Raw genomic sequence first — 24,868 nt, forward strand, 5'->3', positions numbered from 1 at the left:
ATGAAGCTTGCCACATTGAAGAACGGGACGCGCGACGGAAAGCTCGTCGTCGTCTCGCGCGATCTTACACGCTTCACTGATGCCTCCTTCCTGGTGCCGACGCTGCAGGCGGCGCTCGACGATTGGCGGCGGATTTCGCCGCATTTGGCCGCAATGGCAGAGTCGCTCGAGAGCAATGCGGTGCCGTCGGCGCGCTTTCACGAACATAATGCCCATTCGCCGCTGCCGCGCGCCTATCAATGGGCTGACGGTTCGGCCTATGTGAACCATGTCGAGCTGGTGCGAAAAGCACGCGGCGCCGAAATGCCGGCAAGCTTCTGGACCGACCCGCTGATCTATCAGGGCGGCTCCGACAGCTTCATCCCGCCGCGAGACCCGATCCGCATGGCCGACGAGGCCTTTGGCATCGACATGGAGGCGGAAGTCGCGGTCGTTGTCGATGATGTGCCGATGGGCGCCAGCCTCGAAAAAGCGCAGGAGGCGATTCGCCTGGTGATGCTGGTCAACGACGTGACGCTGCGTGCCATTACCGGACCGGAACTCGCCAAGGGGTTCGGCTTCTTCCAGTCCAAGCCGTCCTCGGCCTTCTCGCCGGTCGCGGTGACGCCGGGCGAGTTGGGCGAGGCCTGGGACGGCGGCAAGGTCAGCCTGCCGCTGCTTGCCGACCTCAACGGCAAACCTTTCGGCCGGGCGAATGCCGGCGTCGACATGACCTTCGATTTCCCCGCGCTCATCGTGCACGCGGCGAGAACACGGCCGCTGGCGGCCGGCACCATCATCGGATCCGGCACCGTCTCCAACAAGCTCGGCGGCGGGCCTGGCAAGCCTGTCGCGGTCGGCGGCGCGGGCTATTCCTGCATCGCCGAACTGCGCATGATCGAGACCATCGAGACAGGCGAGCCGAAGACGCCGTTCCTGCGTTTCGGCGACACGGTGCGCATTGAGATGAAGGACAAGGCCGGGCATTCGATCTTCGGCGCCATCGAGCAGACGGTCGAGAAATATGAAGGGTGAGAGCGCAAGAAGTTGAAGGATGAACCTGCTTGATCATCTGCGCCGAATGGCCCGCAACAACCGCTGGTCGAACGACCGGCTCTACCGCGCCGTGCTTATGCTGGGGCCTGGTGAATTCGAAGCCAATCGCATCAGCTTCTTCCCGTCGATAAGGGCGACGCTCAACCACATCCTTGCGGTCGATCTTCTCTATCTCGATTTTCTGGAGCAGGGCGGTATCGGCGCCGCGGTGTACGATGATTTCGTGCCGTTCGATAACGCAGCCGATTTGTCAGTGGCCCAGATCAAGTTCGACCGCAGGCTGATCACCTTCTGCGATGCCTTGTTGGAAGCCGACCTCGACCGCCATGTCATCACTGACCGGCGTGGAGACGGCATGATCCCGGAAAAGATCGGCGATATCCTCGCCCATGTTTTCCTGCATGACATCCACCATCGCGGCCAGGTGCACGCGATGCTGTCCGGCACGTCGGTCGCGCCGCCGCAACTCGACGAGTTCCTGCTCGATTATGATTTGAAGCTGAGGCAGGAGGAGGTTGGACGGCTGGGTTTGTGAGACCACTGCTTATGTCAGGGCGACGTCGTAGCGGGCGAAATGCGGGTCGGATGTCATGATGGTTAGTTTGTCCATTTGCGCCTGCGCAATCAGTAGTCTGTCGAATGGATCGCCATGGTGGTGGGGTAGGCCAGCGACAGCGTTCGCATGCTGGAAGGTGACGGCGAGCGGCTGAAATTGCATCCTTGGAAGCAGTGTTGGCAGATCATCCGGCGCATCGAGTTTTCTGATTGAGCGCTTGATGGCAATTTCCCAGACGCTTGCCGCGCTGGCGAACACCACCGCTTCCGAAGCCAGGATGGCGCGGTAGTGCTTGCTGAGACGTCGATCGTCCGAAATCGACCAAAGGATGATATGTGTATCGGCTAGAAACGGGCCGATCATCATTTGACGTACTCGTCCCATTCGGGGCCGAGTTCGTCAAAATCGTCCGCAATCCAGATCTTGCCTTTCAACGCGCCGATACGCGGCAAGGGTTCCGCCGCTGCCGGAGGCACGATACGCGCAGCCACCTTGCCGTGGCGCGTGAGTACAATCTCTTCACCGGCTTCCGCGCGGCTGACGAGTTCCGACAATTTGGCCTTGGCCTCGGCGATGGAAACATTCATGGCTCGATCCTTTGTGACCATAATTTAGGTCATAATTTATCGAACCGCAAGCCACCTGGTCGGGATCGATCTACTCCGCGGCCTGCACCTTGATCACGCCGCGCTTGATCTGGTCCTGCTCGATCGATTCGAACAGTGCGCGGAAATTGCCTTCGCCAAAGCCTTCGTCGCCTTTGCGCTGGATGAATTCGAAGAAGATCGGTCCGATCACGGTCTTGGAGAAGATCTGCAAGAGGATCTTCGTCGTGCCGCCGTCGACCACGCCTTCACCGTCGATCAAAATGCCATGCTTCTTCATGCGCTCGATCGGCTCGTCATGGCCGTTCACGCGTGCATGCGACATCTCGTAATAGGTCTCCGGCGGGCCGGGCATGAATTTCAGCCCATTGGCGGCAAGCTTGTCGGTGGCCTCGTAGATCGCGTCGGTGCCCACCGCTATGTGCTGGATGCCCTCGCCATTGTACTTCTTCAGATATTCGGCGATCTGGCTGGTGTCGTCCTTGGACTCGTTGAGCGGAATGCGGATCTTGCCGCAGGGCGAGGTGATCGCCCGGCTGACCAGCCCGGTGATCTTGCCGTCGATGTCGAAGAAATGGATCTGCTTGAAGCCAAACAGGTTGCGGTAGAAATCCCACCATTTGTCCATGTTGCCGCGGTAGACATTATGCGTGAGGTGGTCGAGGAAATAGAAGCCGACGCCTTCCGGCCTGGGGTCGCGTTTGCCCAGCCATTCGAATTCGGCATCATAGGCCGAACCCCTCTCGCCATAGGTTTCGATGAAGTAGAGCAGCGAGCCGCCGATGCCAACGATCGCCGGCACGTCAAGCGTCTTGTCGGCGCCTTCGTAAGGCGTGGCTCCTTTCGATACCGCGTGTTCGAAGGCATGCTTGGCGTCCACGACCCGCCACGCCATCGAGGAGGCGCATGGGCCATGCTTGTCGACGAACTTCATCGCATGCGAGCTGGGCTCGGCGTTGACGACATAGTTGATGTCGCCTTGCCGCCAGACGGTGATGTCCTTCGTGCGATGCCTGGCCACGGCTACGTAGCCCATGCGGGTGAACAACTCGGCCAGCTTCCGCGGCTCCGGATGCGCGAATTCGACGAACTCGAAACCGTCGGTGCCGGCAGGGTTGGTCTTGCTGATCTTGGCGGGCGGGGCGTCGTGCGGGAAGGGACCCATGATAATCCTCCGGAAGCTGGCTTGGCCTGGATGGGCCATCTCAACTCATCATAGCGCGGGCAGGTCGCACGGTGCTTGCATTCAAACGCTTGAAATGTTTATCTGATGCATGAAATGTGCATAGTTTTTGGAAGTATCATGAATGATACGCGTCTTGATCAGTTTGATCGCAAGATATTGGCGCTGTTGCAGTGTGACGCACGGCTCACCAACAACGACCTTTCGGAGCGGGTGAACCTCTCGGCCTCGCAATGCTCGCGCCGCCGCCAGCGGCTTGAGGAGGACGGCTATATCAAGGGCTATCGCGCCGTGCTTGACCGCGACCGGCTGGGCTTTTCGCTGGTCAACGTCATCTCGGTGACCTTGGCCACTCACAACCGCGACAATGCGCGGCGCTTCGGCGAACTGGTGGCGCGGCTGCCCGAAGTGCAGGAGGCGCACGCGCTGACCGGCGAAATGGATTATATCCTGAAGGTGGTTACGCCCGACCTGAAATCATTGTCGGAGTTCGTCAATGGCGTGCTCTTGCCCCACGAATCCGTGCAGCACGTCAAGACGGCGATTGTGCTCGAGACGCTCAAGGAGACGGGCGCGCTGCCAATCTAACCCTTCGACTGCTGAATCAGCCCATAGAGATTGGTGCAGCGGGCGCCGGAACGGCAGTAGGCGAACACCGGGCCTTCCAGCTCGTCGAGCGCTTGTCCCTGGTCCTCGACATTCTCCGCGGTGATCTGGCCGCTGATGACGGGAATGTAGCGGAAGGCAAGCCCGGCAGCCTCGACTGCGGCCTTGAGCGTGTCGGCCGAAGGCTGGCCGGGCTGCTCGTCGTCCGGCCGGTTGCAGATCACGCTCTTGAAGCCTGCTGCCTTGATGGCGGCGACGTCCTCGGGCTGGATCTGGCCCGAGACCGAATAGTCCTCGCTGATCTCGCGGTATTCCATTGTGGTGTCCTCGCAATCTGGTTGGGCAGTCTTGCCACTCCCCGGCACGGCCGGCAATCCACGCCGAGGGATTTCTCTGCCAAATAGCGAGTGCTGACCGGAAAATCCAACCGGGCCGCGAGGGCCCGGTTGGGTCGGAGCGGCTCAACTGCCGAGGATCGCGCCTTTGATCTGCGTGATGTTGTTGTGCATCATGTCGACATAGGTCGAGGCCGGGCCGTCGGGCTGCGACAGCGCGTCGGAATAGAGCGTGCCGCCGACCTTGATGCCGGTCTCGCTGGCGATCTGCTCGATCAGGCGCGGATTGGTGATGTTCTCGACGAAGATCGCCGCCGCTTTGTCCTGCTTGACCTGCTCGACCAGCTTGGCGACGTCGGCGGCCGACGGTTCGGAGTCCGTCGAGACGCCCTCCGGCGCTAGGAAGGTCAGGCCGTATTCGTGCTCGAAATAGCCGAACGCGTCATGCGAGGTGATGACAACGCGTTTTGCCTCGGGGATGGACTGGATCGCCGCCTTCACTTCACCTTCGAGCGCGTCGAGCTTCTTTGTGTAAGCCGCGGCGTTGGTCTGGTAGCTGACGCAGCCATCATTGTCGGCCGCGCAGAACGCTTCGGCAATGTTCTTCACATAGATCTTGGCGTTGGCGATCGACTGGAAGGCATGTGGGTCGGCGACCGTCTTGCCGCCGCCTGTACCCGCGCCCTCCGCCGCGTCCGCATCGGCGAATTCCGGTTTGAAGTCGATCGCCGCCACGCCCTTGGTCAGGGTGACGATCGAGGCCTTGGTGGCGCTGGCATCGACCAGCCGCTGTAGAAAGCCCTCGAAATGCAGGCCGTTGACCAGCACCAGATCGGCGCCCGCCATGGCTACCGCATCAGCCGGGCTCGGCTCGTAGACATGCGCATCGCCGTCGGGTCCCACGATGGTGGTGATGTTGACGCGGTCGCCGCCAACATTCCTGGCGAAATCGGCAATGACGGTAAAACTTGCGACCACTTTCAAGGGCGCCGCAAAGGCCGACGACGCGTCGAGAGCAGTTAATGTTATAACGCTCATCGTAAGGGCGGCGCGGATCGATTTCAACATGGGCGGTCTCCTTGGAGGCTGGGGTGGATCAGGCCGTCCGATGACGGTGATGGACGATGCGGGCGCGCAGCGCGCCGCGCGTGCCGAACAGGATCGAGGCGAAATAGACGACGCCTGCCGACAGGATGATCGCCGGGCCTGAGGGCAGCGAGGCGTGGTAGGACAGAAGCAGTCCGGCGATGCAGGAGGCAAAGCCGATCAGCACGGCCAGCACGCACATCGGTTCGACGCGCACGGTCCAGAAACGGGCCGCGGCGGCCGGCAGCATCATCAGTCCGACCGACAGAAGCGTGCCCAGCGCCTGGAAGCCGCTAACGAGGTTGAGCACGACGAGGCCGAGGAAAATGAAATGCACCGGACTGCCCCACCGGCTGACCGAGCGCAGGAACAGCGGGTCGAGGCATTCGGCGACCAAGGCCCGCCAGAAGACGGCGAGACTGGCAAGCGTCACCAGCACGATGCCGCCGATCAGCGTCAGCGCTTCATCGTTGAGCGCCAGCACCGTACCGAACAGCACATGCATGAGGTCGACGCTGGAGCCACGGACCGAAACCATCAGCACGCCGACGGCGAGCGAAATCAGGTAGAAGGCGGCCATCGAGGCGTCTTCGCGCTGGATGGTGAATCGCGAGACGGCGCCCGCGCCGAGTGCAACGACGATGCCGGCGATCAGGCCGCCAATGGTCATCGGCAGGATTTCCAGCCCGTAAAGCAGGAAGCCGGCGGCGGCGCCCGGCAGGATCGCGTGCGCCATGGCGTCGCCCGAGAGGCTCATGCGCCGCAACATCAGGAACACGCCGACCGGACAGGCGCCGAGCGACAGCATCAGCGAGCCGAACAGCGCCCGCTGCATGAAGGCGAAATCGGCGAAAGGCGCGATGAAGAGTTCGTAGAAGACGTTCATCATGCAGCCCTTGGTCCGGCGCCATGATGGTGGTGACGATCCTGTGCATGGGCAGGCTCATCATGATTGTGATCATGTCCGTCATGGTCATGATCGGGTCCGCCCGGCTCGCACCATGGCGCGTTCTCTTCCCACGCTTCATGGAAGCGCCTGGCCCGCAGGAGATTCTCAGGCCGCAGCGTCTCCTTCGTCTCGCCCCAGGCGACAGGCTGGCGGGCCAGCAGCAGCGTTTCGGGAAAATTCTGCCGGACAAGGTCGAGGTCGTGGACGACGACCATGATTGTGCGTTCCTCGCCATGCCAGCGCTTGATCAGCGCAATAAGATCGCCCATCGTCTTTGCATCGACGGCGTTGAACGGCTCGTCGAGCAGGATTAGATCCGCATCCTGCAACAGCACGCGGGCAAACAAGGTGCGCTGCAACTGGCCGCCCGACAGCGTGTCGATCGGGCGGGTCTCGAAGCCGCCAAGGCCGACCGCCATCAACGCCTCGCTGACGGATTGGCGATCCTCCTTGGTATGGCGGCCGAGCAGCCCGCGTTTCGGCCACAGGCCGAGCGAGACCAGATCGACGACCCGGGCCGGAAAGCTGCGGTCGAGTTCCGACTGCTGCGGCAGATAGGCGGCGCGCACGCCAGGCGCCCGCGTCACAGCGCCGGCCATCGGCTTCAGCACGCCGACGATACCCTTCATCAACGTCGACTTGCCCGAACCATTGGCGCCAACGACGGCGGTCAGCGAGCCTTTGCGTATGATGCCGTCCAGATGATGGATCGCCGGATGGCTGTTATAGCCAAGCGTCAGGTCACGGAATGTCAGGCAGGTTTCGGTCATTTGACGGTCCGTGGGGCGGTAGTGCGGCTGCCGGGCAGCGCCGATTGGATATGTGATGTTATTACATTAGTCAACAAGCCAATCGAGCGGAATTGTGGCTGCCGGCTCAACTTGCCGTGACCCTCCGGCGCTGCTGGTCCAAGGGGATTTGGAACGCTCGGCCTTGCCCGAAGCCGGTGCCAACTCTAAAGAGGCGCGACCACAAAGGAAGGAAACCTCCCATGAGCATTCGTCGCATCGATGTTGGCCCGCGCATGAGCCAGATCGTCATTCACGGCAATACCGTCTATCTGGCCGGCCAGGTCGGAGAGCCGGGCGGCAATGTCGCCTCGCAGACTCGCGATATTCTGGCGACGATCGACGAATTGCTGGCCAAGGCCGGCACCGACAAGACCAAGATCGTCCAGGCGATCATCTGGCTGGCCGACATGGGCACCTTCGCCGAGATGAACTCGGAATGGGACAAGTGGGTGCCGCAGGGCCACACACCCGCACGCGCCACCGGCGAAGCCAAGCTCGCCGGTCCGGAATATCTGGTCGAGATCATTATCACCGCGGCGATCTGAGGCGCTGCGCTTTCCCTTCTCCCCTTCCTTGCGAGGCAAAAAGGGGAGAAGGGAAGAGATGCTATCCGTGTGACGGCGTGAATCTTGCCACCAACGTGTGGCTCTCGGCTGCATAGGTGAAGCGCACATGGGTGACCGGGTGCTCGGCGCTCCATGTTCGGCGCTCGACCACAAGACAGGCCGCACCAAGGCCGATGTCGAGGGCATCGGCAACACGCTCGTCGGCGGCAACAGCACGAATGCGATGCTCGGCCTCGCTCCACGGCACACGGCCGATCAGCCACGGGCCCGGCGCAATATCCAGGAACTCTTCCTCGCCGGCTTCCTTGACGGCGGAGAGATTGATCAGCCGCTCTTCGAGCGCGAACGGCCGTTCTCCGGCGAAATGCAGGCATTCCAGCGATAGTACCCAACCCGAGGCAGAAAGCCCGAGCAGCGACCGGTCTTGCGCGCTGCTGCGCCGCTTCAGGCGCGCCAGCCGCTCATAGCGATAGGGCAGGCCGAGCGCTTCGACCTCGATCCTGATGTCGTGGATTTCCAGCACCGCCGCTTGCGATTGCGGCTGACGCACGAAGCTGCCTGAGCGCCGGCGGCGTTCGATCAGTCCTGACTTGGCAAGCTGCGACAGCGCCTTGTTCACCGTCATGCGCGAGCAATCATATTCGGCCGTCAGCTCGTGCTCGAACGGGATGCGATGCCCCGGCGCCCAGGCGCCGGACAGGATTTTCTCGCTTATGTCCGACAGGATGCGCTGATGCAGCGACACCGTCTCGCCGCCCTCCGTCTCCGCTGTCGCCACCATGCTCATGGGCTGTCCCTGATCAGCCTGCCGAAAGCGCGGTCATGACATTGCGGAAACACGCCGCGATGGCGTCGCGCCTGGCGTGCCTGCCGCCGCTGACTTGCTTTTGGCCGTGCACCCAGACGCAATCGACCTTGGTGCCGTTGGCGAAGATCCAGGCGTCGAGGATCGCGTCTCCGGTCTTGCCGGCAAGCGAAGCCTGGCTGTGGTCGAGCGATACGAGGTCGGCGGATGCGCCAATGGCGATCCGCGAGGCGCCGGCGCCAAGGGCGACGCTGCCGCCGTCAAGCGCTGCGTCGAACAGCGCGCGGCCGGTCGAGCCGCCGGCGACCGCCAGCACGTTGCGGGCGCGGTGGGCAAGACGCTGCGAATATTCGAGTTGCCGAAGTTCGTCCGGCAGCCCGATCAGCACGTTGGAATCGGAGCCGACGCCGAAGCGGCCGCCATGTTGCGCGAACAGCGGCGCCGCAAAAATGCCATCGCCGAGATTGGCTTCGGTGATCGGGCACAGCCCAGCGATCGCGCCGCTTTTTGCCATCGCCATGGTCTCGGCATCGGTCATATGGGTGGCATGGATCAGGCACCAGCGCCGGTCGACATTGGCATGGCCAAGCAGAAACTCGACTGGACGCGCGCCCGACCAGGCAATGCAGTCCTCGACCTCCTTCACTTGTTCCGCGACGTGGATGTGGATCGGTCCGTCCGGCGTCATCGCAGCGACTTGTCGCAACTCCTCGACCGTCGCCGCACGCAAACTATGGGGGGCGACGCCGATGACCGCTTGATTCAAGGCGCGAACGCATTCGCGACTTTTCTCAACCAGGCGTGAGAACCGGTTAACATCATTGAGGAATCTGCGCTGACCTTCGTTGGGAGCCGCGCCGCCGAAAGAAGAGTGTGCATAGAAGACCGGCAGCAGCGTCAAGCCTATGCCGGTTTCTGCGGCGGCGGCCGCGATGCGCTCGGCCATTTCGGCAATGTTGGCGTAGGGCTTTCCGTCGCGGTCGTGATGCAGATAATGAAATTCGCCCACACGCGAAAAGCCGGCCTCCAGCATCTCGACATAGAGCTGGGCGGCTACCGCCTCGACCTGGTCGGGCGTCATCGACAGCGCGAAACGGTACATCACCTCGCGCCAACTCCAGAAACTGTCGGCCGACGGGCCGCGCAACTCGGCAAGTCCGGCCATGCCGCGCTGGAACGCGTGGCTATGCAGGTTGGGCATGCCCGGCAGGACGATGGCGTGGCGCTCGTCGCCGGTGTTCGGCGCAACCCCGGCGTCGATTGCCGCAACGCGGCCTCCGCCCAGGGCGATGCGCACATTGCTTCGCCAGCCTTCCGGCAGAAGCGCCTGTTCCGCAAAGATCGCCGTCACGTTGTTCTCCGAATCCTGGCTTATGATGACAATAGCACTTGCGGTGCTTTTTAATATGTATATACATAACCGCCATCCTTTCAAAGGGAAAATATGATGGCTGGAGAAAGCAGGAGCCGGGCGGCGGCGGTTCGCATATGGCGCAATGCGCGCCTGGCGACTTTTGCCGAAGGGGCAGGGCAGGGCGTCGTCGAAAAGGGCGCCGTCACCGCGCGTGACGGCATCATCGTCTATGCCGGCGCCGAAGCCGATATTCCGGCGGCGTTCGAGCAGCGTGCCGAGATCGTCGATTGCGAGGGCCGCTGGATCACGCCCGGCCTGATCGACTGCCACACCCATCTCGTCCATGCCGGCGACCGCGCCAACGAGTTCGAGATGCGGCTGGCCGGCGCCACCTATGAGGAGGTCGCCAGGGCCGGCGGCGGCATCGTCTCGTCGGTTAGGGCCTTGCGTGCCGCGGGTGAGGACGAACTGGTCGCTCAGACACTGCCGCGTCTCGATGCGCTGATCGCCGAGGGCGCCACCACCGTCGAGGTCAAGTCCGGCTATGGCCTTGACCTGGAAAACGAGAAAAAGTCGCTGCGCGCGGCGCGCCGCCTGGGCGCCGAGCGCCCGGTGACGATCCGCACGACCTTTCTCGGCGCCCATGCCTTGCCGCCGGAAGCCAAGGGCGACAAGGACGCCTTCATCGATCTCATCACCGCCACGATCCTGCCGGCCATTGCTGCCGACGGGCTTGCCGACGCCGTCGATGGTTTCTGCGAAGGCATCGCGTTTTCGGTCGAGCAGATGGCACGGGTCTTCGAAGCCGCAAAGGCGCTTGGCCTGCCGGTAAAGCTCCATGCCGACCAATTGTCGAACCTGCATGGCGCCGAACTCGCCGCGCGCTATGGCGCGTTGTCGGCCGATCATCTCGAATACACCGATGAGGCAGGCGCGGCGGCAATGGCTGCATCGGGCAGCGTGGCGACGATCCTGCCCGGCGCCTACTATTTTATTCGCGAAACGAAGAAACCTCCGATCGAATTATTCCGCAGGCATGACGTCAGGATGGCCGTCGCCACCGACAACAATCCCGGCACCTCGCCGCTGACGTCGTTGCTGCTGACCATGAACATGGCGGCGACCTTGTTCGGCATGACGGTCGATGAATGCCTCGCGGGCGTGACCCGCGAAGCCGCCCGCGCACTGGGTCTGCTCGGACAGACCGGCACGCTGGAGGCGGGCAAATCCGCCGATCTAGCGATCTGGAGCATCGAGCGCCCTGCCGAACTCGTCTACCGCATGGGCTTCAACCCCTTGCACGCGCGCATCTGGAGAGGACAATGACCGAACTCGTACTGAAACCCGGCAACGTGACCCTGGCCGACTGGCGCGCCATCTATCGCGGCGCCGTGCCCAGGCTCGACGATGCCTGCCGGCCAAAGATCAAGGCGAGTGCGGAGGCTGTCGCACGCATCGTCGCCAAGGGCGAGCCGGTCTATGGCATCAACACCGGTTTCGGCAAACTGGCCAGCGTCCGCATTCCTGCCCAGGATCTCGAAACGCTTCAGCGTAACATCGTGCTCTCGCACGCCGCCGGCGTCGGCGAGCCGATGCCGGTCGCTGTTTGCAGGCTGATGATGGCCTTGAAGCTTGCCAGCCTGGCGCAGGGCGCCTCCGGCGTGCGGTCGCGCACCATCGAGCTGCTGGAAGCGATGCTGGCCAACGATGTCATCCCGGTGGTGCCGGCGCAAGGTTCGGTCGGCGCCTCCGGCGACCTCGCGCCGCTGTCACACATGACGGCCGTGATGATCGGCGTCGGCGAATGCTTCACGCCGCATGGCCGCTTCCCGGCCAAGGTCGCCTTCGTCTCGCATGGGCTGGAGCCTGTCATCCTTGGCGCCAAGGAAGGGCTGGCGCTGCTTAACGGCACGCAGTTCTCGACCGCCTACGCGCTGGCGGGCTTGTTCGAGGCCGAAGTTCTCTACCAGTCGGCACTGGTCGCGGGTGCACTGTCCACCGACGCCGCCAGGGGCTCGGACGCCCCCTTCGATCCGCGCATCCATCTCTTGAGGAAGCATCGCGGCCAGATCGAGACGGCGAATGCGCTGCGCAGTCTGATGGCCGGCAGCGCCATCCGCGAATCCCACCGCGTCGGCGACGAGCGCGTGCAGGATCCCTATTGCCTGCGCTGCCAGCCGCAGGTGATGGGGGCCGCTCTGGACGTGTTGCGCAAGGCGGCCGACACGCTCGGCACGGAAGCCAATGGCGTCACCGACAATCCCTTGATCTTCGCCGAGGACGACACCGCCTTGTCGGGCGGCAATTTCCATGCCGAGCCGGTGGCTTTCGCTGCCGACATGATCGCACTCGCCGTCTGCGAGATCGGCTCGCTGTCGGAGCGCCGCATCGCCATGCTGGTCGACCCTGCGCTGTCGGGCATGCCCGCCTTTTTGACGCCGAAGCCCGGCCTGAATTCCGGCTTCATGATCCCGCAGGTGACGGCGGCAGCGCTGGTTTCCGAAAACAAGCAGAAGGCCTATCCAGCAAGCGTCGATTCGATCCCGACCTCGGCCAACCAGGAGGATCACGTCTCGATGGCCGCACATGGTGCGCGCCGGCTGATCGGCATGGTCGAGAACGCCACGGCCGTCATCGGCATCGAGTTGCTGGCCGCGACCCAGGGCTGCGATTTCCACGCGCCGCTCGCTTCCAGCACCGCACTCGAAGCGGTGCGCAAATTGGTCAGGGCGGAGGTGCCGCATCTCGACAACGACCGGCATTTCCATCCCGACATGGAGAAAGCCATCGCCATGGTGCGCAGCGGTGCAGCGGTGAAGGCGGCGAGCGCGGTGGCGCTGCCGGGAATTGCCTCATGAGAATGCTTGGCATGGTAGGTTACGTTCCTTCTCATCCCAGCCGTAGAGCTCCAACCTGCGGAGGCCTCGCATGACACCTCCTTGGCTGACGGTAAAACAAGGCACCGCGCCGCTGCTGGTTTCCATGCCGCACACCGGCATCGATCTCGCCGGTCTCGACAACCGGCTGGTCTCGAGCTGGCTTGGCCAGCGCGACTGCGACTGGTGGATCGACAAGCTCTATGATTTCGCCGCAGGTCTTGGCGCCACCGTCGTGCACACCGCCATCTCGCGCACCGTCATCGACGTCAATCGCGATCCGTCAGGCGCCTCGCTCTACCCTGGTCAGGCGACGACCGGGCTGTGCCCGACCGAAACCTTCGACGGCGATCCGCTCTACCGTACAGGCGAGGAACCGGGGCCGTCGGAAATCGACGAGCGCCGCCGAAAATTCTTCATGCCCTATCATGCCGCGCTCCAGGCCGAGATCGACCGGCTGCGCGGATTGCATGGCAAAATCGTCCTCTATGACTGCCACTCGATCCGCTCTGTGCTGCCGCGCCTGTTCGATGGCACGCTGCCGGTCTTCAATCTCGGCACCAATGACGGCAAGAGCACGGATCCGGCGCTGCAGGAAAAGGTCGCCGGGATCCTGGCCGAGACCGGCGAGACCTTCGTGGTCAATGGCCGCTTCAAGGGCGGGTGGATCACGCGCCATTTCGGCCAGCCGCAAAACGGCGTCCATGCGCTGCAGATGGAACTGTCCAACCGCGGCTACATGCGAGAGCCCGAAGGCAAGGGCGCGCCCGACAACTGGCCGGTGCCTTACGACGCCGCCTTCGCCGCGCCGATCCGCGCCACGCTGACATCCATCCTCGAGACCGCGATTTCGTGGGTCGAGAGCTGACGCCTCGCCGCACTCATCTGAAAGGGAAGTGACGACATGACCGATCCTCGCCACAACATCCGCGAAGTGCGCAGCCCCCGCGGCGACAAGCTCAATGCCAGGTATTGGACGACCGAAGCGCCGCTGCGCATGCTGATGAACAATCTCGATCCCGATGTCGCCGAAAATCCCAACGAACTGGTCGTCTATGGCGGCATCGGCCGGGCGGCGCGCACCTGGAACGATTTCGACCGCATCGCCGCTTCGCTGAAGACGCTTGGCGAGGACGAGACGCTGCTGGTGCAGTCCGGCAAGCCGGTCGGCGTCTTCCGCACTCATCCCGACGCGCCGCGCGTTTTGATCGCCAACTCCAATCTGGTGCCGCATTGGGCGACCTGGGAGAAATTCAACGAGCTCGATAGGAAAGGCCTGATGATGTACGGCCAGATGACGGCCGGCTCGTGGATCTATATCGGCACGCAAGGCATCGTGCAGGGCACCTACGAGACCTTCGTCGAAGCCGGACGCCAGCACTATGGCGGCGATCTCAGGGGCAAATGGATCCTGACTGGCGGCCTCGGCGGCATGGGCGGCGCGCAGCCTCTCGCCGCCGTCATGGCCGGCGCCTGCTGCCTGGCCGTCGAATGCGATCCCGACCGCATCGATTTCCGGCTGCGCACCCGCTATGTCGACGAGCGGGCCGATACGCTTGACGAGGCGCTGGAGAAGATCGCGCGCTGGACCAGGGCAGGCGAGGCGAAGTCGGTCGGCCTGGTCGGCAACACCGCCGATATCGTGCCCGAGCTGGTGCGGCGCGGCGTGCGCCCCGATATGGTCACCGACCAGACTTCGGCGCACGATCCGTTGAACGGCTATCTGCCCAAGGGCTGGACGCTGGCCGAGTGGCGCGAGAAGCGCACGTCCGACCCGAAAGCAGTCGAGAAAGCCGCCCGCGCCTCGATGCGCGAGCATGTCGAGGCGATGGTGGCCTTCTGGAACGCCGGCGTGCCGACGCTCGACTACGGCAACAACATCCGCCAGGTCGCCAAGGAAGAAGGCTTCGAGAACGCCTTTGCCTTTCCCGGTTTCGTGCCGGCCTATATCCGGCCGCTGTTCTGCCGCGGCATCGGCCCCTTCCGCTGGGCGGCCCTTTCCGGCGATCCGCAGGACATCTACAAGACCGACGCCAAGGTGCGCGAACTGACGCCCGGCAACACCCATTTGCACAACTGGCTGGACATGGCGCGCGAGCGCATCGCCTTCCAGGGCTTGCCGGCGCGCATCTGCTGGGTCGGCCTCGGCGACCGCCACCGGCTGGGCCTCGCCTTCAACGAGATGGTCGCCAAAGGCGAACTCAAGGCGCCTGTCGTCATCGGCCGCGACCATCTCGATTCCGGCTCGGTCGCCTCGCCGAACCGCGAGACAGAGGCGATGAAGGACGGCTCGGATGCGGTTTCCGACTGGCCGCTGCTCAACGCCTTGCTCAACACGGCATCGGGCGCTACCTGGGTGTCGCTGCACCATGGCGGCGGTGTCGGCATGGGCTTTTCCCAGCATGCAGGCATGGTCATCGTCGCGGACGGCACGCCTGAGGCAGCCAGGCGCCTGGAGCGGGTGCTGTGGAATGATCCGGCGACCGGCGTCATGAGGCACGCCGACGCCGGCTACGACATCGCCATCGATTGCGCCAGGGAGCATCAGCTCAATTTGCCCGGCATTCTGGGATAGTAGGCCGACCGATGCGCGTCCTGCGGGCAGCCGAATACAAATCGATGCCGTGGAAGAACGGCGGCGGCGTGACGACGGAAATCGCCGTCTCGCCGGCCGATGCCGGGCTCGACACCTTCGATTGGCGTGTCTCGATGGCCCGCGTCGAAGGCAGCGGGCCGTTCTCCAGCTTTGCCGGCATTGACCGCACCCTGTCGGTATTGGAAGGCGAGGGGATCGTTCTTGATGTCGCCGGCCAGCCGCCGGCGCGCCTGACCGCCGCTTCAGCCCCGCTTTCCTTTCCGGCCGACCGGCCGACCAGTGCCGAACTGATCGCCGGCCCGATCACCGATCTCAACGTAATGACCCGTCGCGGCCGCATGAGGCATTCCGTCGAACGCCTCGTAATCTCGAACCCTTTGGAAATCGGAACTGAAAGCCGCGCGACCCTCGTCCTGTGTCTGGGTGGGGAGTTCGTGGTTGCCGCCGCTGAGCCTGTTCGCCTTGGCCACCTCGACGCGCTCCTGACTGCCTCAGCCACAACTGGCCTGCGCATCCAGCCGATCGACGACACGACAGTATTCGTGGTCCGGATCGATGGCATTCGAGCCAACGATTAACGCTTGTTTCCAAACATGATCGCGATGCCGGCGAAATATAGGGTAAGCTCCAGCCGGGATCACGAAAAAGCCTGAATCCTTTCCGTCGATCGGTCTCGGCGGGAGTGAGAGGCGTTCGTCTTTGAAACGGTCGAAAAGACGATGCCTTGTCGTGGTGCGGAAACAATTTTCGGCAAAAGCTGGGCATGCAACCAATTGCATTTGAATCGGTTTTAGGGCCATTGCCGTGGCGGTGACGCCGCTGAGTGCCCGCTTACGGAATTTTCAATGAATATTCAGACGAATCCAGCACAAATCGAAAAGACCAGCGCGAGCTTCCCGCCCATCACGGAAGAACCGATAAGATCCATTTTCCTGCCGGAGGAACGCCTTCGGCTGCTCGGTGAAAGCCTGGCCAAGGGCGATCTCGCGGATCTGTTCGGCCTGACGCCATTCGATTTCCAGGCCCGCATCCGCGACAGCGCCAAGAAGATCCTCGAAGTCTACCGTTCGACCAACGCCGCGCAGGCGAGGGGCGAGACCATCACGCCCGCGGCGCAATGGCTGCTCGACAACAACTATCTGGTCGAGGAAACCATTTTCCAGGTCAAGCGCGACCTGCCGCGCCGCTTCTATCGTCAACTGCCGACGCTGAAGCTGCCGGACGGCGGCGGCGTGCCGCGCGCGCTGGCGCTGGCCTGGACTTATGTGGCGCATTCCGACAGTTCCGTCTCCGCGACCATGTTCAAGGCCATCGTCCAGGGCTTCCAGTCGGTCGAGCCGCTGAAGATCGGCGAACTCTGGGCGCTGCCGTCGCTGTTGCGCTTCGTTCTGATCGAAAATCTTCGCCGCCTTGCGGTCAGGGTCAACCGCACCCGGCAGATGCGCCAGATCGCCAATGATGTCGCCGACAAGGTGCTGGCGACCGACGATACCCGCGACCGGCAAGCGATCCTGGCCAATTTCAGCGCGCACGCCCAGGACACCACCTTTGCCACGCAACTGCTCTACCGCTTGCGCGACGGCTCGCAGAATGCAGGCAAGGCGCTGGAGTGGCTGGAAGGCGAACTCGAGAAGACCGGCTCGGACGCTGAGGAAATCATCATTTCCGAGCATCATACGCTGTCCAGCGGCAATGTGACGACCGGCAACATCATACGCGGCCTGCGTCTCATCAACGATATCGACTGGACGGTGTGGTTCGAGGGCGTCAGCCGTATCGACACGGTGCTGCGCGAGCGCACCGACTTCGCCGCGCTCGATTTCTTCTCGCGTGACCAGTACCGGACCGCGATCGAAGAGCTGGCCCGCCGCTCGAATCTGTCGGAATATCGCGTCGCCGAAAAGGCGATCGAACTGGCCGGCCAGATCACCAACGAAATTGCATCCGCCGCCGACGGCGCAGATGGCCTTGCGGCTCCTTTAGCGCACACGGATGTCGGTTTTTTCCTTGTCGGGCCACGCCGGCTGGAGCTGGAAAAGGCGATCGGCTACCGACCGACCGTCAGTCAGACCGTCAAGCGCACCTTTGCCAAGACCGGATGGCTGGGCATCGTCCTGCCGGTCTTTGCGCTGACCGTGCTGCTTCTGGTGGTTTCCGGCAATGCCCTTGCCAATCTCGGCCTGTCTGTGCCTTCGATCGTCTTGATGCTGGCGCTATTTGCCGTGCCGGCCAGCGAAGGCGCGCTCGCTTTCTTCAATACCGTTGTCTCGCTGTTCCTCAAGCCGACGCGCCTTATCGGCTATGACTACAGGCACGGCGTGCCGTCCGAGGCACGCACGCTGGTGGTGGTGCCGTCGCTGATCGGCTCGCGCGACGACGTCGAGGAAAACATCCGCAACATCGAAGTGCACTACCTCGCCAATCTGGCGGACGAGATCCACTTCGCCCTGCTGTCGGACTGGCCCGACAGCAAGACCGAGATCGACGCGGCCGACACCGAGATTCTCGAATTCGCCCGTGACGAGATCGCCCGCCTCAACGCCCGCTATCCCGCCGAAGGCGCGCCGCGCTTCTATCTCCTGCACCGGCGCCGGCTCTATAATGCCGCGCAGGGATGCTGGATGGGCTGGGAGCGCAAGCGCGGCAAGCTGCACGAGCTTGACCTGCTGCTGCGCGGCGACAGCGACACCACCTTCCTGCCGCTCGATGTGCCGCTGCCGGAAAAAGTCGTTCACGTAATGACGCTCGACGCCGACACGCGCACCACCCGCGATGCGGTCGCTACGCTTGTCGGCAAGCTCTGCCACCCGCTCAACCGCCCGCATTTCGATGCCACCAGGCGCGTCGTCACCTCGGGCTACACGATCCTGCAGCCACGCATCACCGCTTCGCTGACCAGTGGCGACGAGGCGTCGTTCTTCCAACGGGTCTTCTCGGCCAATCGCGGCCTCGATCCTTATGTCTTTGCGGTGTCCGACCTGTACCAGGACGTCTTCGGCGACGGTTCCTTCACCGGCAAGGGCCTCTACCACGTCGATGCCTTCGAGGCCGCGTTGCAGGGCCGCATCGAGGAAAACACCATCCTCAGCCACGATCTGCTCGAAGGCGCGCTGGCGCGTTCGGCGCTCGTCACCGACGTCGAATTGGTCGAGGATTACCCGACCCGCTATTCGGTCGATGCCTCGCGCCACCATCGCTGGGCGCGCGGCGATTGGCAGCTCCTGGGCTTCATCCTCGATCCGCGCTCCGGCGTCCCGGCACTGTCGCGCTGGAAGATGGTCGACAATCTGCGCCGCTCCCTGACGCCGATCTTCTGGGTGATGGCGGCGATCGCCGGCTGGACGCTGCTGCCCTTCACGCAGGCCGCGCAATGGCAGGCATTGCTGATCCTCAGCCTGTTCATGGCGCCCACTTTCGACGTCGTCAACGCCATACTGCCCAAGAGCGGTGACCAGACGCCGCGCGGCCATTTCTCCGCACTGGCGCGCGACGTCGCCTTCGGCACCGCCATGGTGGCCTTGAAGATCGTGCTGATGGCGCATAACGCCTGGATGATGGGCGACGCCATCGTGCGCACGCTCTACCGGCTGTTCGTCTCCCGGCAGAACCTGCTGGAATGGCGCACCGCCTCGCAGGCGCACAAGGCCGGCGACAACGATCTCGGCTCCTACTACGGCATGATGTACGGCGCCGTGATCATCGGCTTCGTCGGCCTCGCCATTCCGGTGCTGGCCGATTCCACCGGCGCCTTCGTCGCCTTTTTCTTCGCTCTGTTCTGGATCGGCTCCCCGGCGATCGCCAGCTGGATCAGCCGTTCGGCCGAGACCGAGGACCGGCTGCGCATATCGCAGGCCGACATCCATGCGCTGCGCACGGTGGCGCGCCGCACCTGGCACTATTTCGAAACCTTCGTCACGGCCGAGCATCATCATCTGCCGCCGGACAATTTCCAGGAGAGCCCGGCGCCAGTGGTCGCGCCGCGCACCTCGCCGACCAACATCGGCGTCTATCTCCTGTCGGTCGTCTCGGCCCGCGATTTCGGTTGGATCAGCCTGTCCGATGCCATCACCCGCATCGATGCCACCATGACGACCATCGAGAGCATGCCGCGCAACCGCGGCCATCTCTTCAACTGGTACGACACCACCACACTGAAGCCGCTCTATCCGCTCTACATCTCGGCTGTCGACAGCGGCAATCTCGCCGGCCATCTGGTGGCGGTGGCGGCGGCCTGCGCCGAATGGGCCGAGGCGCCGTCCGTTCATCTCCAGGGCGATTTCGAGGGCATCCTCGACACAGTGACCATCCTCGGCGAGAGCCTGGATGAGCTGCCCGACGACCGCCGTCAGCTGCGTCCCTTGCGCCAGCGTCTGGCCGACCGCCTCGACGGCATGCGGCGCGCCGTCGACACCATCAAGGCGCAGCCGGAAATGGCCTCGATCCGCACCATCAATTTGGCTGTGCTGGCCGGCGAGATCCGCAAGCTCGCCACCGCCATCCACACCGAGGCGGCATCGCCACAGAGCGATGTCATCGTCGACTGGGCGGCCAGGCTCGAAGCCACCTGCGAGGCGCATGTCCACGACGCCCACAGCGACGACAACGCCGTAGAGGCGCTGCGTGCCAAGCTGCTCACCCTGCGCGAGCGCACGCGCCGCTTCGCCTTCGAGATGGAGTTCTCGTTCCTGATGCGGCCGGAGCGCAAGCTGCTGTCGATCGGCTACCGGGTCGAGGAGCACCAGCTCGACGAGAGCTGCTACGATCTTCTGGCCTCCGAGGCGCGGCTGACCAGCCTGTTCGCCATCGCAAAGGGCGACCTGCCGACTGAGCACTGGTTCCGGCTTGGCCGGCCGATCGTCGAGATCGGCTTCCAGGGCGCGCTGATGTCCTGGTCCGGCTCGATGTTCGAGTATCTGATGCCGCCGCTGGTGATGAAGGAACCGCAAGGTTCGATTCTCAACCAGACCAGCAAGCTGATCATCAAGCGCCAGATCCAGTATGGCCGTCAGAAGAATGTGCCCTGGGGCATTTCGGAAGCGGCCTACAATGCCCGCGACCGCGAGCTGACCTACCAGTACACCAATTTCGGCGTGCCCGGTCTCGGGCTGAAGCGCGGCCTTGGCCAGAACACGGTGATCGCGCCTTACGCCACCGTGCTGGCCGCGCAGTTCAACCCGCGCGAAGCGGTGCAGAACCTAGCGCGACTGCGGGAGCTCGGCGCGCTTGGCCGCCATGGTTACTACGACGCGGTCGATTTCACGCCGCAGCGCGTGCCGGAAGGCACCGATCACGTCGTCGTGCAGAACTACATGGCCCACCATTCCGGTATGTCGATCGCGGCGGTCGCCGATGCCATTTTCGAGGGTCGCCTGCGCGACCGTTTTCACAGCGATCCGGTCATCGAGTCGGCCGAACTTCTGCTCCAGGAGAGGGCGCCGCGCGACATCCCGACTGCGACCGTCAGAACCGAGGCGGACGAACGGGCGAAGGACGAGACCGAAACCGAGAGTCCCGACACCCGCATCGTGCTCGATCCTGTGCGGGCACTGCGTTCGACCAACGTGATGTCGAACGGCCGCTATTCGGTGATGGTCACCGCGACAGGCTCCGGCTACAGCCGGTGGGGCGATCTGTCCGTCACGCGCTGGCAGCCGGATCCGACCGAGGACCGGCTCGGCTCCTACATCTTCTTGCGCGACGCAGGCAGTGGCGACTGGTGGTCGGCGACGGCGGAGCCGAAGCGCGCGGCCGAGGAGCGCACCCAGACGCTGTTCTCCGACGACAAGGCGAGCTTCGTCAAACTGGTCGGCACGCTGCGCTCCGAGGTCGAATGCATCGTCATCTCGGAAGGCAATGGCGAAGGCCGCCGCGTGACGCTGTTCAACGAGGGACCGACCGACCGTCACATCGAAGTGACCTCCTTCGCCGAGCTGGTGCTGGGCCTGGAGGTATCCGACAATGCCCATCCCGCCTTCTCGAAAATGTTCGTGGAGACCGAAATTGCCCCCAACAATGGGGCGATCTTCGCCACGCGGCGCAAGCGCGAGACCAGCGAGCCAGACGTGACGATGGTGCATTTCGTCACCGACCCGTCCGGTCCGGCGCGCGACGCCGAAGCCGAGACCGACAGGCGCGCCTTCATCGGCCGCGGCCGCACCATCGTCGACGCTGCGGCGTTCGATCCAGGCGCTCGGCTTGGCGGCCATTCCGGCTTCACCCTCGATCCCGTCGCCTCGCTGCGCCGCCAGGTGCGCGTGCCCGCCAACAAGAAGATATCGCTGACCTTCTGGACCGTCGTCGGTTCCAACCGCGCGGAGCTGGAGGAGGCCATTGCCCGGCTCGACCACCCGGAGAGCTTTGCCCGACAGGCAATGCTTGCCTGGACGCGCAGCCAGGTGCAGACCCGGCATCTCGGCCTCAGCCTGGCCGACGCCGCCAACGTACAGAAGCTGGCGCGCTATCTGATCTATCCCGATCCATTCCTGCGCCTGCCGGCCGAATCCATCGCTTCGGGACTGGGCAAGCAGTCGAGCCTGTGGCCGACCAGCATCTCCGGCGATTTCCCGATCTTCCTGGTCAGGATCGGCGACGTCGCCGATCTTGAAATCGTCGCCCAGGCGCTCCGTTTCCAGGAGTACATGCGCACCCGTGGCATGATGATCGATTTCGTCGTCGTCAACGAACAGGCCTCGTCCTATGTGCAGGACCTGCAGCGAGCAGTCGAATCCCTGTGCGAGAACAGCCGCTTGCGCGGCAAGGAGCTCGGACCGCGCCAGCACATATTCGCCGTGCGCCGCGACCTGATGGACGAGACCACCTACAAGACGCTGCTTGCGGTTGCCCGCGTGGTTCTGCACACGCGCAACGGCACCATCTTCGATCAGATCGAGCGGGCCGAAGTGGCCGCCTTGCAGGCGCGCGATGCCCAGCAGCCGGCGGCATTGCCCGAATTGGGGTCTATGACGCATTCCTTTGGCTCGCAGGCCCTGGCGGCGGACGGGCACGGGCTCAGCCAATGGAACGGGTTCGGTGGTTTCGAGGGCGACGGGCGGCATTATGTCGTGCGCCTGGCCGGCCGCAGCACCACGCCCCAACCCTGGATCAATGTTATTTCCAACGCCTCGTTCGGCTTCCACGTCTCCGCCGAAGGCGCTGCCTTCACCTGGAGCCGCAACAGCCGCGATTACCAACTGACGCCGTGGTCGAACGATCCGGTTTCGAACCGGCCCGGTGAGGGCATCTATATCTATGATCACGCCAGTGGCCGGGCATTCTCGCCGCTCGCCGCCGTGGTGCGCGATCCGTCGATGACTTACGAGACGTGGCACGGCCAAGGGTTCTCCACCTTCCGGTCGAAGCGCGGCTCATTGTCGATGGACCTCACCCATGTCGTCGACCCGGTCGACCCGGTGAAGATTTCCCGCCTGCGCATCCAGAATGCCGGCCCGGCGCCGGCCAGGCTGCGCGTCTATGCCTATGCCGAATGGGTGCTGGGCGGACATCGCTCGCGCACGGCGGCGACCATCGTTCCGTCGCGCGATGCCGCCACCGGCGCCTTGCTGGCACAGAACCCCTACGGGCTCGATTTCGGGGAGCGCGTCGCCTTCCTCGCCGCCGATGACGGCGTGCATTCGGTGACAGCAGACCGGACTGAATTCCTGGGCCGGCACGGCACCAGCGAGTTTCCGCAGGCGGTGCTGAGCGGCGCGGGACTGTCAGGCCGCGTGGAGGCCGGCGACGATCCCTGCGCTGCAATCGCCCGCGACATCGATGTTCCGGCCGGCGGCGACGTCACGCTGTTCTGGCTGCTCGGGGACGCCGGCTCGGCCGCGGAAGCGAGCGCCCTGGTGCGCAAGCATCGGGGCAGGGATTTCGACCAGCGTCTGGCCGACAACGAGCGCGAGTGGCGCGGCTTCCTCGACACCATTCAGGTCGAAACGCCGGACAAGGCGCTCGACGCCATGGTCAACCACTGGCTGCCCTACCAGAGCCTCGCCTGCCGCATCCGCGCCCGCTCTGCCTTCTATCAGGCCAGTGGCGCCTTCGGCTTCCGCGACCAGTTGCAGGACACGCTGGCTCTGCTGGCGCACGATCCCAAACTGGCGCGAGACCAGATCCTCAACGCGGCGCGTCGGCAGTTCCCTGAAGGCGACGTGCAGCATTGGTGGCTGCCGCGCACCGGGGCGGGTGTGCGTACGCTGATCTCCGACGACGTGGTCTGGCTGGCCCATGCCACCGCGCGCTACCTGCTGGTGACGGGTGACGCCACCATCCTGAAGGAGCAGCTGCCCTTCATCGATGGACAGCCGCTCGGCGAGGGCGAGCACGATGCTTTCTTCACGCCCGAAATTTCGAAAAAGACGGCGTCCCTTTACGAGCATTGCGCGCGTGCGCTCGATCTTGCCATTGCGCGCAGCAGTCCCGCCGGGCTGCCGCTGATCCTCGGCGGCGACTGGAATGACGGCATGAACCGCGTCGGCGAGCAAGGCAAGGGCGAGAGCGTCTGGCTCGGATGGTTCCTGCTGCGGACGCTGGGCGACTTCGCCGCCGTGGCCAAGACCGAGGGTGATGCCAAGCACGCGCAGGCCTGGGCAAAGCATGCCGACGCGCTGAAACGCGCGCTGGAGAGCACGGCGTGGGACGGCGAATGGTATCGGCGCGGGAGTTTTGACGATGGCACGCCGCTCGGTTCGCGCTCATCCCAGGAGTGCAGGATCGACTCCATCGCCCAGTCCTGGAGCGTGCTCTCGGGCGAGGGCGATCCGGCGCGTTCGACGACGGCGATGCAGCAGGCGACCAAGCTGCTCGTCGACGACGAACTCAAGATCCTCAAGCTGTTCACGCCGCCCTTTTCGAAGACGAAAAAGGACCCGGGCTACATCAAGAGCTACCCGCCGGGCGTTCGCGAGAATGGCGGCCAGTATACTCATGCCGCCACTTGGTTCGTCATCGCGCTGGCCGAAATGGGGCTGAACGACGAAGCCTATCGCTGCTTCTCGATGCTGAACCCGGTCAACCACGCATTGGACGAGGCCTCGGCAGAGCGCTACCGCGTCGAGCCCTACGTGGTTGCGGCCGATATCTACGCCGGCGACGGCAATGCCAGCGACAACAAGGGCGGCCGCGGTGGCTGGACGTGGTACACGGGCTCGGCGGGCTGGCTGTACCGGGCGGCGGTCGAAGGCATTCTCGGCATCGAGCGGCGTGGAAAGCAGATCACGTTTAGGCCGAAACTGCCCAGCCATTGGGATGGCTACGCCGCCACGCTCAAAATGCTGGGGGCCGAAGTCACGGTGCGTGTCGTCCGCGACAAAAAGACCAAGTCGATCTCGCTTGAAGTTGATGGTTCGAAGACGAAATCCGCGTCTTTCCAACCGAAGGCTGGTAGCAAGGTCGAAGTTGTCGTGAAGATACCCTCGTAAAATCAACAGCTTCAACCCTGTCCCGCGCATCCTCCGGAATGCGCGGGATAGTCTTTTGTCTATTTGCAGATCTCCGCTTGGGCAGCCGGCGCACCCGGTCGGG

Annotated in this window: 19 protein-coding genes; 10 read left to right on the forward strand and 9 right to left on the reverse strand. The window is 63.9% G+C overall.

Translation table 11 applies throughout. From position 1 onward, the window contains the following. Positions 1–1,014, forward strand: a complete 1,014-nt coding sequence (locus tag FJ986_RS01770) for a fumarylacetoacetate hydrolase family protein (RefSeq protein WP_140673259.1) — start codon at positions 1–3, stop codon at positions 1,012–1,014. 19 nt (positions 1,015–1,033) lie between these two features. After that, the gene (locus FJ986_RS01775) at positions 1,034–1,570 is read left to right on the forward strand and encodes a DinB family protein (protein ID WP_140494164.1); all 537 of its coding nucleotides are present in this window, start codon (positions 1,034–1,036) and stop codon (positions 1,568–1,570) included. Positions 1,571–1,579: 9 nt separating this feature from the next. Here the strand turns inward: FJ986_RS01775 and FJ986_RS01780 are convergent, their stop codons facing one another. From FJ986_RS01780 to hppD, 3 genes are all read right to left on the reverse strand, one after another. Continuing rightward, complete coding sequence (locus FJ986_RS01780; RefSeq protein WP_140494162.1) at positions 1,580–1,957, reverse strand: type II toxin-antitoxin system VapC family toxin; 378 nt, start codon at positions 1,955–1,957, stop codon at positions 1,580–1,582. Then, positions 1,954–2,178 (reverse strand): type II toxin-antitoxin system prevent-host-death family antitoxin, encoded by a 225-nt coding sequence (locus FJ986_RS01785; protein ID WP_023813589.1) that lies wholly within the window; start codon positions 2,176–2,178, stop codon positions 1,954–1,956. Before FJ986_RS01785 ends, FJ986_RS01780 begins: the two co-directional genes overlap by 4 nt. A gap of 70 nt (positions 2,179–2,248) precedes the next feature. Beyond that, positions 2,249–3,361, reverse strand: a complete 1,113-nt coding sequence (hppD, locus tag FJ986_RS01790; protein WP_140673261.1) for a 4-hydroxyphenylpyruvate dioxygenase — start codon at positions 3,359–3,361, stop codon at positions 2,249–2,251. Between the two features lie 138 nt (positions 3,362–3,499). Between hppD and FJ986_RS01795 the strand changes: the two genes are divergently transcribed. Next, on the forward strand, positions 3,500–3,967 hold the full coding sequence (locus tag FJ986_RS01795; protein ID WP_140494158.1) for an Lrp/AsnC family transcriptional regulator: 468 nt from the start codon (positions 3,500–3,502) through the stop codon (positions 3,965–3,967). Here the strand turns inward: FJ986_RS01795 and FJ986_RS01800 are convergent. The 4 genes from FJ986_RS01800 to aztA all read right to left on the reverse strand — a co-directional run bounded on the left by FJ986_RS01800 (position 3,964) and on the right by aztA (position 7,125). Next, positions 3,964–4,302 carry a TIGR01244 family sulfur transferase gene (locus FJ986_RS01800; protein ID WP_140494156.1) on the reverse strand — a complete coding sequence of 113 codons (339 nt, stop codon included), beginning with the start codon at positions 4,300–4,302 and terminating at the stop codon, positions 3,964–3,966. The two genes, FJ986_RS01795 and FJ986_RS01800, sit on opposite strands and share 4 nt — an antisense overlap. Before the next feature lie 144 nt (positions 4,303–4,446). Further along, positions 4,447–5,388, reverse strand: a complete 942-nt coding sequence (gene aztC, locus FJ986_RS01805) for a zinc ABC transporter substrate-binding protein AztC (RefSeq protein WP_140583772.1) — start codon at positions 5,386–5,388, stop codon at positions 4,447–4,449. A 28-nt stretch (positions 5,389–5,416) separates the two neighbouring features. Next, a complete protein-coding gene (gene aztB / locus FJ986_RS01810) occupies positions 5,417–6,292 on the reverse strand; it encodes a zinc ABC transporter permease AztB (protein ID WP_140656300.1) in 876 nt (291 codons plus the stop codon). Next, entirely contained in the window at positions 6,292–7,125 is an 834-nt protein-coding gene (gene aztA, locus FJ986_RS01815) for a zinc ABC transporter ATP-binding protein AztA (RefSeq protein ID WP_140494152.1), read from the reverse strand. Before aztA ends, aztB begins: the two co-directional genes overlap by 1 nt. Positions 7,126–7,346: 221 nt before the next feature. On the opposite strand from aztA, the gene FJ986_RS01820 reads away from it, so the two are divergent. Further along, positions 7,347–7,691 carry a RidA family protein gene (locus FJ986_RS01820; RefSeq protein ID WP_056562755.1) on the forward strand — a complete coding sequence of 115 codons (345 nt, stop codon included), beginning with the start codon at positions 7,347–7,349 and terminating at the stop codon, positions 7,689–7,691. Positions 7,692–7,752: 61 nt separating this feature from the next. Here the strand turns inward: FJ986_RS01820 and hutC are convergent, their stop codons facing one another. After that, entirely contained in the window at positions 7,753–8,499 is a 747-nt protein-coding gene (gene hutC / locus FJ986_RS01825; protein WP_140515613.1) for a histidine utilization repressor, read from the reverse strand. A gap of 13 nt (positions 8,500–8,512) precedes the next feature. Then, complete coding sequence (locus FJ986_RS01830; RefSeq protein ID WP_140673263.1) at positions 8,513–9,868, reverse strand: formimidoylglutamate deiminase; 1,356 nt, start codon at positions 9,866–9,868, stop codon at positions 8,513–8,515. A 96-nt stretch (positions 9,869–9,964) separates the two neighbouring features. Here FJ986_RS01830 and hutI point away from each other — a divergent pair, with 96 nt between their 5' ends. From hutI to FJ986_RS01860, 6 genes are all read left to right on the forward strand, one after another. Beyond that, positions 9,965–11,197, forward strand: a complete 1,233-nt coding sequence (gene hutI, locus FJ986_RS01835; RefSeq protein WP_140565160.1) for an imidazolonepropionase — start codon at positions 9,965–9,967, stop codon at positions 11,195–11,197. Then, positions 11,194–12,729, forward strand: a complete 1,536-nt coding sequence (hutH, locus tag FJ986_RS01840; RefSeq protein ID WP_140557048.1) for a histidine ammonia-lyase — start codon at positions 11,194–11,196, stop codon at positions 12,727–12,729. Before hutI ends, hutH begins: the two co-directional genes overlap by 4 nt. Positions 12,730–12,799: 70 nt before the next feature. Continuing rightward, on the forward strand, positions 12,800–13,615 hold the full coding sequence (gene hutG, locus FJ986_RS01845) for an N-formylglutamate deformylase (RefSeq protein ID WP_140494141.1): 816 nt from the start codon (positions 12,800–12,802) through the stop codon (positions 13,613–13,615). A 36-nt stretch (positions 13,616–13,651) separates the two neighbouring features. After that, entirely contained in the window at positions 13,652–15,322 is a 1,671-nt protein-coding gene (gene hutU / locus FJ986_RS01850; protein WP_140521725.1) for a urocanate hydratase, read from the forward strand. A gap of 11 nt (positions 15,323–15,333) precedes the next feature. Continuing rightward, on the forward strand, positions 15,334–15,921 hold the full coding sequence (locus tag FJ986_RS01855; protein WP_140557047.1) for a HutD family protein: 588 nt from the start codon (positions 15,334–15,336) through the stop codon (positions 15,919–15,921). Between the two features lie 267 nt (positions 15,922–16,188). Next, positions 16,189–24,765 (forward strand): glucoamylase family protein, encoded by an 8,577-nt coding sequence (locus tag FJ986_RS01860; protein ID WP_140673265.1) that lies wholly within the window; start codon positions 16,189–16,191, stop codon positions 24,763–24,765. Positions 24,766–24,868 lie beyond the last annotated feature (103 nt).

Source organism: Mesorhizobium sp. B1-1-1, from assembly GCF_006442955.1.
Taxonomy (GTDB): domain Bacteria; phylum Pseudomonadota; class Alphaproteobacteria; order Rhizobiales; family Rhizobiaceae; genus Mesorhizobium.